Origin of the sequence: Paenibacillus camerounensis, from assembly GCF_000723885.1 — a bacterium.
Classification (GTDB): domain Bacteria; phylum Bacillota; class Bacilli; order Paenibacillales; family Paenibacillaceae; genus Paenibacillus_AQ; species Paenibacillus_AQ camerounensis.
The window spans coordinates 14,020-26,373 of sequence record NZ_CCDG010000010.1 but is presented as its reverse complement, the minus strand read 5'-3'; the positions used below and the strand labels follow the sequence as shown (position 1 = coordinate 26,373).

The following is a 12,354-nucleotide window of genomic DNA, read 5'->3' as shown; positions in this document are numbered from 1 at the left end:
TGATAAAATGCACTTGCAATAAGCATAGTCAACGCAGGCCCTGCAAGTCAAATAACCCATGTTAACCTTATGTATCAGAAAAAAGCTGAACCGGTCACTTTTTCTTCTTCCCCTTGGTACCCTTGGCAGAAGCTGCGGTAAGCTGGCCGTCATACGTGTATAAGATGTTATCCTCCAGCCGCTCGCCCTCAATCAGCCTGCGTACCAGCGCTTTACCGGATTTAGGGGTCATCTCCCGGTACCATACACCCTCAGGGTAAGAGATCACCACACAGGCATCGGAGCATCTTCCGTTACAGCGGGTAACAGTCGTATGAATAAGGCTTCCGGCCCCCTGCTTCTCAATTTCGTCTTCGATTGCTTCGGCTATTTCCTCACCCTTGTTCTTTCTGCAGCTGCTTCCATTGCAGATTAGCAGGTGGCTTACCGTTCCTTGCAGGTTCCAGGTCGTCACAGGCAGTCCCCTCCTTGTACTCAATTATACCCTGATCACAGATTAACCTAAACACTACGTATCTCCGGGAGGATCGTCAATAGCCAAAAAACTTGATATACTCTAATTGAGAACTGTTATCATATGAAAAGAGGGAATATTAATATGACCGCTCCTTATTCCGGCACCCCGTTCCCGCTTACTGCAAGCTTCCAGCTCCCCCGCCGGATCGTTAATCTGTCCGGACTACCGGCAAGCAGCGGCCCCGGTGCTCCGGCTCCCTGCTCTATTCTGATGATCGTATCCGGAGGCAGCGGCAGCATAGAAGTAGATGGCAATCAGCATGTCCTCACCGCCGGCAGCATGCTGTGCTGCAGCAGCAGCCTGCCGCTCTCCCTGAATGCCCAGTTCAGTCTTCAGGGTGTGTGGATAGAATATACCTCTGTCACCCGGCCGGGAGATGCAGATGCCAGCCCGCTAAATAACAGCGGGCTGCACAGTTCAGCCCCCGCAGCGATCTGCAGCCTGGCCTGCCGGCTGCTGCAGAAATGGAATGAACCGTCAGAGGATAACCCGTTTGCTGTACAGCTGCTGTTCACTGAGCTGCTGGCCGGGCTCTACAAGCTGCATACTCAGATTATTCATCCGCAGGAGCACTGGCTTGACCATATTCTGCAATACATAGACGGGCATTACAATGAAGACCTGACCAGATCACAGCTGGCCGAGCTGGCACAGGTCAGTCCGGAGCATTTCTCACGGACCTTCCGCAAGGCTACCGGACGCTCCTTCAGTGAATATCTGACCCTGCAGCGGATCCGCCGGGTTCAGCAGCGCCTGCTGACTGAAACACAGAGCCTCAGCACGCTGGCACTTGAAGTAGGCTACAGCGAAGGCACTTATCTCAGCCGTAAATTCAAACAGGTGGTGGGTGTCTCACCGGCGGTCTATCACCGCAAAGCCAAAAGAATTGCTTCGCTGAATTTTAACCATACTGCCAGTCTTAGGGCGCTGGAAATTGTGCCTGAGCTGGGTGTTTATTCGGGCTGGATGAAACAGCTTGAGCTCGTGCCCGCCTACCCAGGACTACGGGCAGAGGGTACTAACGGCACTGATCTGTACCGTTCGGTAGCCGCTGCGAAGCCTGATGTCATAATCAGCTATACGCTCCCGGGGGGACGTGAGCAGCTTCTGCCCGTCGCTCCGGTTATTGAGCTTCCCTATATGCAGATGGGCTGGCGGGAACAGTTCACAGCCATTGCGGATATCACCGGCCGCAAGCTCCGGGCTGAAGAATGGCTCAGCCGGTATGATGAGCTGTGCTGCCGCTATAACCGGGAGCTGGACCGGCTGATCGGCCCGCGCGGGACAGCCGTTGCCTGGGAGGTCGGCGGAGCAGCAGCCTACTGCTACAGCAGCAGCTATGGGCACGGCTCCCAGATCCTTTACGGTGATCTCGGGTTCAGTCCGCCTGCTGCCTTACTTGAGCAGGGCTTACTCGGCCACGGGTATCTTGAGACTGCCATTGAACATTTGCCGGATTATAATGCAGATCATATCTTCATTACCAGCGGCCCTTCTACGCCTGCCGGACACGAGCGATTCAGCAGCATGCTGCATTCTCCGCGCTGGCAGACGCTTGCGGCAGTCCGTAACAACCGGGTTTATCTGGTAGACCAGACGGAAATGTTCTATGGCTTTGACCCCCTGTCTTCGCTGGCACAGCTGAATACGCTAATGCAATCTATAAGATCACAAATTTACATGGGACATGATCACATCCGGCCATAGTCTTCACGGGCCGTTATCTGTAAAGTGTAAATGAGAATGATAATCAATATAAATAAGGGGGCAATAACTTTGATTAACCGGCAGTACGGCAGCAAACAACGAAAAGCACGAAAATACTGGAGCCTCTTTCCTCTGCTGGTGATCCTGGCCCTTGTGGCATCCGCCTGCGGAAATAGCAGCGGCAACACTAATACGGAAACGGCCAATACAGGGGACAACGCCACAGCCACCGCATCCCCGCAGCCCGCAGCCACCGCTGCACCAGACGCTTTCAAAACCGTTACCACCATCAATGGTGAAATCGAAATTCCGGCGGAACCGAAACGCATCGTTGCGGAAGAATACCTCGGCAGCCTGATTGCCCTGGGAACGATCCCGGTCGGTGCCCCGGGCCTGACCCTGGAAAATGTCTACTTTAAAGAAGCGCTTGCCGGAGTGACGGATACCGGAACCTACGGGAAAATGTCTCCTGAGAATATTATCGCACTGGAGCCTGACCTGATTATCTCAGGTATGGCCGACAGCTATGAAACGCTGAGCCAGATTGCGCCGACAGTCATTGTTCCTTACGGTGACCTGAAGAATGCCCATGAGGAGCTGACTTATTTCGGGGAGCTGCTGGGCAAGGAACAGGAAGCCAAAGACTGGCTGGCCGATTATGATACACGTATTGCTGCAGCCAAAGCCAAAGTGGACGCAGCCATTCCGGCGGATGCCACCTTCAGCATTCTGGAGCATGCCGACAAATCCACCTGGGCTTATGGCGACAATTTTGGACGCGGCGGACAGCCAGTCTATCAGGCGCTTGGCCGCAAACCACCGGCAGCAGTAGCGGATGAGATTATGGAGAAGCAGTGGGCCGAAATTTCTGCAGAGATGCTGAACAGCTATGCCGGGGATTACCTTATCATAACGGACAACACTCTGACTGCGGATGATTTTACAAAAGACCCGGTCTGGGGCAGTCTGCCTGCCGTTAAGAACGGTCATCTTTACGTATGGAAGGAAGAACGCTCCTGGTATTATGATCCGATTGCCGTCCTTTCCCAGACAGAGGAGCTGGCTGACTGGCTCACCTCAGCACAATAACAGTACACGGCTAACGGGTCTTCACAGGCCTGCTGGCCGTGTTTTTTTGAGAGGGCGTCTGTTTAATCCCCCTTATTACTTATCTGAAGGCAAGGCGACTACCTTTTCCGGCAAATGGGGATAATACCTTTGTCTGCCGCTTCGGCAACAGGAGGAGGATTGTTAGTCATGAAAATCATCGGAATTTATCTGGTACTCGCCCTTTTGACGATGGGAATGATTGTTGGCGTTGATATGATTGGCGGAACCCCCATGGCCCGTTCCCTGCACTCTCTTGTCACTGTATTTGCTACCACAACACTGCAGGAAGCCTTCTGTATGATTGTTTTTGCTGCCCTGCCGGTTTTTGTTGCCGCAGCAGATATGTTCAGACCCCGTAAGCCCACACGTAAATAAGCCTACTTGTACCATCCGAACCTCCGCCGGATACGATGCACGATAAATAACAGAACCGGAATCACCGCGCACAGAATAGGCAGGATGTTCTCCAGAAACACTTTACCGTCATTCATATGCAGCGGGAAATTCTCTGCACTGACAAACGAGCTGTACAGAACCACTGACCCCACTGGAATCACAAGCCTCCGGGGCTCCTTGACATGGAATAAATCAGCCGCAATGGAGACTGCCGCATAGCAGTAAATGGACATTTTGAAAAAAACCCCGATAATTAGTGTCAATATAACCAGTGCGTCTAGCCGCTGCAGAAAATTAGCCACATTGACCAGCGTAATCGTAGTAAACATCGGAAAAGTGGTCCGGCTGTAAATATCCTCGCCCAGCACTGACATTTCAACCGCATGGGTAAAGCTCAGCAGAAAGGCGCTCAGCGCCATCGCCCCAACCCCGGTCCTTCCGATTTTATGCTTCGAATTGAAATGCGGCAGAATCGCAGTAAAGCAAACCAGCTCTCCATATGGAAAAATCCAAATATTGGGATAAGCTGATTTCAGCGCCTCCACCCACTCCCCGGGATGAATCGGAAACAGATTTTTGAACTGTACCAGACCGGCTATAATTACCACGAAGTTCGCAATCAGCCCCATCAGGACAATCACCCAGAAATAAATCTCTGCTGTTCTTGAGAACACCTCGATTCCCTGATACAGGATGTACATAACAGCAATAACCATAATGCAATTGATAATAAAAATCGGTGTCCGGTCATACGATGAGGAGATCAGCAGATCACCAGCCTCCCGCAGGTTCCGCGAGCCGTTATAGGTCAGAACCGGCAGGTACAGCAGGCTGAGCGGCCAGCCAATCCATTTGCCGAGAATTTTTCGCGTATACCCGCTGATTACAAGATCCGGAAACTGGCGGTACAGGTAGGCGTACACAAGATACAGCAGGATGCCGCCGGGCAGCGCCATGAGGATGGAGATCCATACCGCATGCCCGCTCTCCAGGCCGATGGGCACAACCACCGCCGTTCCCAGCTCGAACAGAACGATCATCGCAAACAATTGAAACGGTCCTATGACTTCCTTTCGCATACTACGCCCCCGTTCCTCACCAGGCTTTATTTTTTGGCGGGAATGTACGGCTTGAGCCGCATTCCCGTACTGCGGATGTAGGCATCCACCTTGAGATCCAGCTCCCCTTCGGCAAAAGCGCCACTCCAGTCCTCTTTTACCGTCTCCCAATCCTGCGGATGGATTCGCTTCAGTTCATTGCCAAAGTTAAAAATATCTGTTTTCATGTCCTGTGCAGCCTTAACCGCCTGCCGGACCTCGGCCGCTGTTTTGTCTGCGATACCCTTTTCCAGCGCCTGAAGTTCGTCCTCCTTGCCCAAATCCACGAACCCCCCGGTTTCATTGATAATCCCTTCTTCACTGATATGGACATGAAATACCGGCTTGCCGTCCTGGAGGTCCACCTTCACACGGGTCTTGGAATAAAAAATATTTACGGCGATATCTTCTTCCATGTCCGGAGAAACGATGTTCACATTGGTTTCATTCAGTTTATCAAGTACCCATTGCGTTCCCCTCGACTCAGGCCCGTTCAGCCAGCCGATCAGCCTGCCCTCCTTAAAGACGCCTAGCCCGCTCATTAGTGAACCAACCATCGGCTCAGACTGCTCCAGGCTGCTTTTTTTCTCCCCCTCTGCTGCATCCCCTACTATCTCTACACCATTAATGGTAAAATCGCTTTCCCCGGTAATGCCGTTAACCACCTCAAACACCGTAATGATTCGGTTCTCCCCCCATACTTTGGAGGTGTTCTGCATTTTTTTGAGAAGTCCCATGGACGGCATGCTCTCAAGTGTCGTCAGAAGCTTGAGAACCGATGCCGCATCCGTCCCCTTGGAGACCAGCACCGCTGAATTCAGCCGCAGCTCATGGGACCGTTCAAAAATGTCAAAGAGGCTGGTAATTCCTTTTTGCGCCAGGGACTCTCCGATCAGCACCAGCTGGGTATGGGCAAAAAAGAGCTGCCGGGTTGCCCGCCGCGATGCTTTGCGGAGTGCCCCAAAAATGGTACGGTCGGTTGCCGAGACGATGATAATCGGCGGTTGATTGCTGGCAGATCCCGTTGTCTGTGCGGATGAGGACGGATTAATAATCTGAAAGGTTACCCGGTAGCCCGGCTTGCCGTCGAGAGCATCCAATCCGATTCCGCTGACGATCGCCAGCTCATTCAGCTCCCGGCTGTTCCAGCAGCCGCTTAGCACCAGGGAGCAGCCCAGAACAGCTGCGAGCAGCAGCGCCAGCTTAGCTTTCATGACGGCCGTCCCGGCTGAGCTGTGCGGTAGTTCCCGGCACCTTGCTGTCCTTGCTGATCAGACGGCGCCGTGTCTTCATGAAATGCAGCGGTGTGCGCAGAAAGATATCCTTTTGGTCACCCGATGCAAAAGGTGCTACCGGCGACATGTACGGCACACCCAGAGAACGCAGGCTGCACAGATGGGCAACGAGCATAAGCCCGATAATGGCAATCCCGTACAGTCCGATATAAGCAGCGACAAAAGTAATAATGAAGCGGAGGATACGGATGGACAGGGCCATATTAAAGGCCGGCGTCGCAAAGCTGGATATTCCCGTCAGCGAAACGACAATGACCATTGCCGGCGAGACGATCCCTGCCTGAACGGCTGCCTGCCCCAGTACAAGACCGCCGATTATAGAGACCGTCTGGCCGATCTGCGAGGGCATGCGGATACCGGCTTCGCGGATAATTTCAAAGGTCACCTCCAGCAGCAGCACCTCAATAACTACCGGGAACGGCACCCCCTCACGCTGGGAGGCAAAGTTGATCAGCAGCGGCGTTGGAATCATCTCCTGGTGGAAGTTAAGCGCAGCAACAAAAATCGCCGGGCCGAACAGGGAAACCAGCAGACAAATAAACCGCAATATCCGGATAATTGAGGAAATATCATAACGCTGGTAATAGTCTTCAACTGTATGAAAAAACATAAAAAAGGTAGCCGGAAGAATCAGCACAAAGGGAGTCCCGTCCACAAAAATGGCAATTCTCCCCTCCAGCAGATTCCCGGCCACACTATCCGGACGTTCGGTATTATAGAGTGTAGGAAACGGCGAATAATTGTTTTCTTCGATCAGCTGCTCAATGTAGCCGGATTCCAGGATGGAATCCACATGGATATCCGCCAGCTTCTTTCTGATCTGCTGCAGTGTCTCTTCCTTCGCCAGGCCGTGAATATGCACAATGGATACGTCCGTTTTGGTTACAGCGCCTATGGTCAGGGTCTCAACCCAGAGATTCGGATTCTTGATCCGTTTGCGTACTAGCGAGAGATTCGTCCCAAGCGATTCCGTAAAGCTGTCCTTGGGACCGCGGATATTCACCTGTGTCGTTGCCTCTGTAACAGACCTGCCTTCACCGCCGCTTGTGCTTACGCTGATTCCCTTCTCAAGGCCGTCAAAAAGGATCATCGTATCCCCGGACAGAAGCCCCTCCAGCAGACTGTTCTGGTCCTCTACTATCTTTTCTTTGCCGATATTCTGGGCTTTTTCCTTGGCATAAGCAAAGGCCTCTTCAGCAGCCGGCTCTATACCCTGCCGCAAAGAGTCAAACGACAAAGCATGTGTAATATACTCTTCTACAAGCTCTTTATCGATAAGACCGTTGATATACAATGTTTTTACACGGATATTCTGAAACGGTGATTCATAGGCGCGCACAATCAGATCCGGGCTGTTCCCCAGCCTGTCACATATCTGCTTAATATTATCTTCAAGCTTTAAATAGATGGGCGGTCCCTGCTCCTTGCTGTTGCTGATCTCTCCAGGTCTGGATTCTGTTGTCTCATTTGGCATGCTCAGCACCTCCCCTGTTACTATTTGCCTGCGAAACTTTTTTTATGCAGCTTATGGAATGAGCAGGGCCGCAAGCAAAAATAAGGCTGCCGGCCTGTAGAACATCCTACAGGCCGGCAGCCCAGGTAACTATTAATCTATAATAGGAAGGTTAGCCGGAATACCAGCTGTCTTCTAGTGATCATCACTTACGCCCAGCGCCTTGTTCTTCTCCTTGAACCGGTCATTGTGCGAGGATACATAAGCATATTTAGGCGCATCCGGGTCCATGAACAGCTTGGCGCTGTTGAGTGCCAGCACCGCATCCGTAAACGTTCCGGCAATCAGGCGGACCTTGCTGTCATAATCAACAAAATCTCCGGCGGCAAAAATACCGGGCAGGTTCGTTTCAAGCCGAGGACTAACCTTGGCCCACCATTCGCCCATCTCAATGCCCCAGTCACGCAGCGGGCCGAAATCACTCCTCAGCCCATGATTCACAATAACCGCATCTACTGCAAACTGCTCGCTCTCGCCGGAATCGGCATGGGTAATTGTCACCTGGTCAATGGCTTCGCCGTTGCTGCTATGCAGCTGGCTTACTGTATACGGTGTCCGTACCTTAACTGAGGATGCCTTCATACGGGAGATATTTTTCTCATGTCCGCCGAACTGATCTCTTCTGTGCACAATTGTAACGCTGGCAGCGATTTTCTCCAGCTCATTGGCCCAGTCTACCGCGGAGTCGCCGCCCCCGGAGATCAGCACATGCTTGCCGCGGAACGGCTCCAGCTCCTGCACGGTATAATGCAGGTTGGTTACTTCGTAACGGTCAGCACCTTCAATCTCCAGCTTGGCCATCTGCAGAATGCCGTATCCGATGGCCAGAATGACAGTCCGTGTCCAGTGCTGCTCCCCTGTAGCCGAAGTCAGAATGAACGTGCCATCCTCCTGGCGTGCCTGGTTAACAATCTGCTGCCCGAGTACAATGGACGGTTCAAATGTACGTGCCTGCTCCTCCAGCCGTTTGATCAGATCACCGCAGAGGGTTGGGGTAACGCCGCCCACATCCCAGATCATCTTCTCGGGGTAGATCAGCATTCTTCCGCCCAGCTCTTCTTTGGCTTCGATCAGCTTTGTCTTCAAATCTCTCATCCCGCTGTAAAAAGCTGTATACATCCCGGCAGGTCCCCCGCCGATTATCGTCACATCATATAATTCCAGTTCCTGATCACTCATGTTATCCCCTCCGGTTAAATGTTGGTCAAGCTGTCTATGACTTCGTACGTGCCAGCAGATACAAAAAATAAGGTGCGCCGATGACGGCGACGACGATGCCGGTCGGAATCTCCGACGGCTGCAGGATCCAGCGGCCGATCGTATCGGCCGTAATCACCAGCAGAGCACCCAGCAATGCTGAGGCCGGCAGCATCAGCTGATGCTTGGGACCAACCAGGCGGCGGGCCAGATGCGGCCCGACGAGACCGACAAATCCGATTCCGCCGCTGACCGCAACACTGGATGCAGCGAGGCCGACAGCGGCTGCCAGCAGCTTGAACTGCTCTCTGTTGACGTTAGCCCCCAGGCCAACCGCTGTCTGCTCACCCAGGTTAAGCACATTCATTACCCGCGCCTTATAGATGACATAGGGTACCAGGATGACAATCCACGGCAAAAGAGACAGGACAAACTTCCAGCTGGTCCCCCAGATACTGCCCGCCAGCCAGGTCGCAACGAACTGGTATTTGTCGGGATCGAGGCGCAGTGTGAGTACAATCATCGCGGCGCTGATTCCGGCAGCCACAGCAACACCGGTCAGCAGCAGACGGATCGGCTTGATGCCCTCATGCCGTTTGTAAGCCAGTACATAGATCAGGGCCGCAGTCAGCCCTGCCCCGACAAAGGCAATGACCGGAAGAAAATAGACCGGAGCCGCATTGGTTGTCGGATAAAAGGAAACCATCAGCATGACCATCAGCCCGGCACCGGCATTGATGCCAAGGATACCAGGGTCAGCCAGGTCATTGCGGAAGACACCCTGCATAACGGCCCCGGAAACAGCCAGTCCGGCACCGATCAGCAGCGAGATGACGATCCGCGGCAGCCGGAAATCAAACAGAATCAGCTCCTGCTTGTCCGTGCCCTTTCCCAGCATTGTGTTCAGCAGCTGCAGCGGGGTTAAACGTATGTATCCTGTATTCACACTTATAATAAAAGCAATCACGATCAGCACAAAAATCACTGCCAGAATACCCAGTCCGCGTCTGCGTCTGGCAGACTCATAGGACATACCCGTTGTCGTTCTCTGCACACTCATAGCTCCCTTCTTTCCTTGCGGGCCAGGTACAGGAAGAAAGGCACGCCGATCAGCGCGATAATCGCACCAAATGGGGTCTCATGCTTAGGGATAATCATTCTGGCCGTCAGATCAGCAAAGATCGCAAGCAGGCTGCCAAGCACTGCCGAGCAGGGAATAATCCACTTATAATCGACACCCACCAGATAGCGCGTCAGATGGGGGATAATCAGGCCGATAAAGCCTACAGCCCCGACCACTGATACGGATGCTCCGGCCAAAATCAGCACGATTAACGCCCCTGCCAGCTTGACCAGCCCTGTACGCTGTCCAAGTCCTTTGGCGATATCCTCACCGAGACTCAGCATGGAGATGGATCTGGACAGGATGATAGCTCCAATAATGGCTCCGCCGATCCACGGAAACATGATCTTGAGCTGGAACCATTTCGTTCCGGCTACCCCTCCGGCATACCAGAAGGCCAGATCTTGTCCAATGTTAAAATATAAAGCAATCCCTTCGCTGAGCGCGGAGAGCAGCGCACTGAAGGCTGCACCGGCCAGCACCAGCCTGGCAGGCGTTAATCCGCCTCTGGACAGGGAGCCGATTCCATAGACAATGCCTGCACCCATACCTGCACCTATAAAGGAATACATAATCAGGTACATGAACGGAAGCTGCGGAAAAAAGGCAAAACAGACCGCCAGCGCAAATCCGGCGCCGGAGTTAATCCCCATAAGGCCCGAGTCCGCAAGCGGATTACGGGTCATTCCCTGCATAATAGCACCTGCAACGGCAAAGCTTGCCCCAACCATTGCTGCACCGAGCACCCGCGGCATCCGCAGCTCACGGATAATCTGATGGTCTGTCAAATCCGGGTTAAAGTGAAAGACAGCGGTCCATACCACTGACAGCTTGATATCCGCCGCTCCAAACGATACTGAAACTGCAATACCGAATACCAAGGCAATCAGACCGCCAATCAGGATCAGCGTCGCCGCCCACGGGCGTGAACGAAACTTCACGTGATCCGCAGTAGGGATCTGCCCCTTGCTGGCTGTTGCCTGTTGATTCATGAATCTCACCCATTCTTCTGAAATTGATTCTCATTATCATTATAGTATTGTAAGATAGATTGCCATGGTTTGGCAATGGACAAATCTAAACACCTGCTTAAAAAAAATCTATTGTCATACGAAAAAGCCCCTGTGTTCTCTGTCAGGACAGGGAATACAGGGGCTTCAGGCAACCGGTTAACTTTAGACATTTTGCAGGGGACTCCCGAATATTTTGCGGATCATCCCCTGCATTTTGCCGATATGGGGGACAAAAAGACTTTTGTCATACACGTAACCCGACTGGGTTACCAGCTGTGAATAGACCTGGAACAGCTGTGCCGCCAGCTGCCGGTCAATCTGTTGCTCCTCCCGGATCAGCAGCTCCGCCTCTTCCATTGCCGCATATAACCGGGCAAATGCAGGCTCATTGATGCTTTTCCGGCGCAGCGGCCCCATGATATCGGTTACAATTCCCTGGATAGACACGGTAAGTGACTGAATCCTCTCATCCATCCGGCATACCTCCTGCGCTGCAGAGTAGATGAAGACTTATCCTATTCTATGATAGACTCAGCCCGGGCAGACCTTGCGCCCGGTTCACCGTATCCAATAAAGACCACGGTTACCTTGTATACTCCTCATATTCGCTTCTGCCGCTGCTTCTGCTGCTCAGGTGCCTGTCATACATGTACTCGTCATTGCGCAGCTTATAGATTGCCCCCATGCCGCCAAATACGAACAGCAGCAGAATCATCAGCGAATAGGCATAATTAAATTCACCGATATAAAAGCATACCCCAATGGATACGATGAGCAAAAGCAATAATCCGAGTCCGATTCTGGACAATATTGTTTTCACAGTAATGACCTCCTGGTTTTTACTAACCGTAACATGCTTAAAATTAAAACACTGTGATGCCTTCTGCCTGCGCTTGCTATCCTGCTGGCTCAGCACTTCACAAAATGCGCTCCAAACCTACTATAAATCTATCAGCAGGAAGAATATGTATTATTTTTCACGAGATGGAGTGTTGCACATATCAGAACATCAACTTAGCTGCACTCTGTACAACTATTCCGGCCCATTTTCACAAAATCAGCCCAATAACTACACTCCATACAACTAAAATCAGGAAATTCTCTCCAAACGCCAATAATCGCTGAATATAGCTGCACAAAGTACATCTAAACTCTATTTAGTCTGTAAAAGGCTGGATTTAAGTGTATAGAGTGCAGCTATGTCCGATAAAACTGCTTATCTGCAGACGTAGGTTAGAATGATATTTAATATCCCAAAAATCTATCTGATTATAAAGCGCACCAGCTTGCGGGAGTTCCTTCTGACTAGAAACAGAATGCACCATAATATAAGCAGCATTGCGATTATCGTTACTTTACTTAAATCTATTCCCTCAGTAAATCTAT

Annotated in this window: 12 protein-coding genes; 3 read left to right on the top strand and 9 right to left on the bottom strand. The window is 52.0% G+C overall.

Going from position 1 to position 12,354, the window contains the following annotated elements:
- Nucleotides 1-94 precede the first annotated feature (94 nt).
- A complete protein-coding gene (locus tag BN3772_RS04080) occupies nt 95-454 on the bottom strand; it encodes a (2Fe-2S) ferredoxin domain-containing protein (RefSeq protein ID WP_042196950.1) in 360 nt (119 codons plus the stop codon).
- A 144-nt stretch (nt 455-598) separates the two neighbouring features.
- On the opposite strand from BN3772_RS04080, the gene BN3772_RS04075 reads away from it, so the two are divergent.
- The 3 genes from BN3772_RS04075 (at nt 599) to BN3772_RS04065 (ending at nt 3,709) form a co-directional block, all read left to right on the top strand.
- Nucleotides 599-2,224, top strand: a complete 1,626-nt coding sequence (locus tag BN3772_RS04075; protein WP_042196948.1) for a helix-turn-helix domain-containing protein — start codon at nt 599-601, stop codon at nt 2,222-2,224.
- Nucleotides 2,225-2,293: 69 nt separating this feature from the next.
- Complete coding sequence (locus tag BN3772_RS04070) at nt 2,294-3,313, top strand: ABC transporter substrate-binding protein (RefSeq protein ID WP_244444679.1); 1,020 nt, start codon at nt 2,294-2,296, stop codon at nt 3,311-3,313.
- Nucleotides 3,314-3,481: 168 nt separating this feature from the next.
- The gene (locus BN3772_RS04065; RefSeq protein WP_042196946.1) at nt 3,482-3,709 is read left to right on the top strand and encodes a YczF family membrane protein; all 228 of its coding nucleotides are present in this window, start codon (nt 3,482-3,484) and stop codon (nt 3,707-3,709) included.
- A gap of 2 nt (nt 3,710-3,711) precedes the next feature.
- On the opposite strand, the gene BN3772_RS04060 is transcribed toward BN3772_RS04065, so the two are convergent.
- The 8 genes from BN3772_RS04060 to BN3772_RS04025 all read right to left on the bottom strand — a co-directional run bounded on the left by BN3772_RS04060 (nt 3,712) and on the right by BN3772_RS04025 (nt 11,788).
- Entirely contained in the window at nt 3,712-4,809 is a 1,098-nt protein-coding gene (locus BN3772_RS04060; protein WP_042196944.1) for a GerAB/ArcD/ProY family transporter, read from the bottom strand.
- Nucleotides 4,810-4,835: 26 nt separating this feature from the next.
- A complete protein-coding gene (locus BN3772_RS04055; RefSeq protein WP_042196942.1) occupies nt 4,836-6,041 on the bottom strand; it encodes a Ger(x)C family spore germination protein in 1,206 nt (401 codons plus the stop codon).
- Nucleotides 6,031-7,596: a spore germination protein gene (locus BN3772_RS04050; RefSeq protein WP_042196940.1), complete on the bottom strand. Its 1,566-nt coding sequence runs from the start codon at nt 7,594-7,596 to the stop codon at nt 6,031-6,033. The genes BN3772_RS04055 and BN3772_RS04050 overlap by 11 nt, the downstream gene beginning before the upstream one ends.
- Nucleotides 7,597-7,770: 174 nt before the next feature.
- Nucleotides 7,771-8,814 carry an NAD(P)/FAD-dependent oxidoreductase gene (locus BN3772_RS04045; RefSeq protein ID WP_042196938.1) on the bottom strand — a complete coding sequence of 348 codons (1,044 nt, stop codon included), beginning with the start codon at nt 8,812-8,814 and terminating at the stop codon, nt 7,771-7,773.
- A 34-nt stretch (nt 8,815-8,848) separates the two neighbouring features.
- Nucleotides 8,849-9,865 carry a FecCD family ABC transporter permease gene (locus BN3772_RS04040; protein ID WP_042197041.1) on the bottom strand — a complete coding sequence of 339 codons (1,017 nt, stop codon included), beginning with the start codon at nt 9,863-9,865 and terminating at the stop codon, nt 8,849-8,851.
- Nucleotides 9,866-9,888: 23 nt separating this feature from the next.
- Nucleotides 9,889-10,947: a FecCD family ABC transporter permease gene (locus tag BN3772_RS04035; protein WP_042196935.1), complete on the bottom strand. Its 1,059-nt coding sequence runs from the start codon at nt 10,945-10,947 to the stop codon at nt 9,889-9,891.
- 183 nt (nt 10,948-11,130) lie between these two features.
- Entirely contained in the window at nt 11,131-11,442 is a 312-nt protein-coding gene (locus BN3772_RS04030; RefSeq protein ID WP_042196932.1) for a hypothetical protein, read from the bottom strand.
- Between the two features lie 109 nt (nt 11,443-11,551).
- On the bottom strand, nt 11,552-11,788 hold the full coding sequence (locus BN3772_RS04025; protein ID WP_157643541.1) for a hypothetical protein: 237 nt from the start codon (nt 11,786-11,788) through the stop codon (nt 11,552-11,554).
- Nucleotides 11,789-12,354: the final 566 nt, after the last annotated feature.

Coding starts and splice junctions, on each gene's coding strand:
- BN3772_RS04075 (WP_042196948.1), top strand. CDS start 599: ATGACCGCTCCTTATTCCGGCACCCCGTTCCCGCTTACTGCAAGCTTC.
- BN3772_RS04065 (WP_042196946.1), top strand. CDS start 3,482: ATGAAAATCATCGGAATTTATCTGGTACTCGCCCTTTTGACGATGGGA.
- BN3772_RS04060 (WP_042196944.1), bottom strand. CDS start 4,809: ATGCGAAAGGAAGTCATAGGACCGTTTCAATTGTTTGCGATGATCGTT.
- BN3772_RS04055 (WP_042196942.1), bottom strand. CDS start 6,041: ATGAAAGCTAAGCTGGCGCTGCTGCTCGCAGCTGTTCTGGGCTGCTCC.
- BN3772_RS04050 (WP_042196940.1), bottom strand. CDS start 7,596: ATGCCAAATGAGACAACAGAATCCAGACCTGGAGAGATCAGCAACAGC.
- BN3772_RS04045 (WP_042196938.1), bottom strand. CDS start 8,814: ATGAGTGATCAGGAACTGGAATTATATGATGTGACGATAATCGGCGGG.
- BN3772_RS04040 (WP_042197041.1), bottom strand. CDS start 9,865: ATGTCCTATGAGTCTGCCAGACGCAGACGCGGACTGGGTATTCTGGCA.
- BN3772_RS04035 (WP_042196935.1), bottom strand. CDS start 10,947: ATGAATCAACAGGCAACAGCCAGCAAGGGGCAGATCCCTACTGCGGAT.
- BN3772_RS04030 (WP_042196932.1), bottom strand. CDS start 11,442: ATGGATGAGAGGATTCAGTCACTTACCGTGTCTATCCAGGGAATTGTA.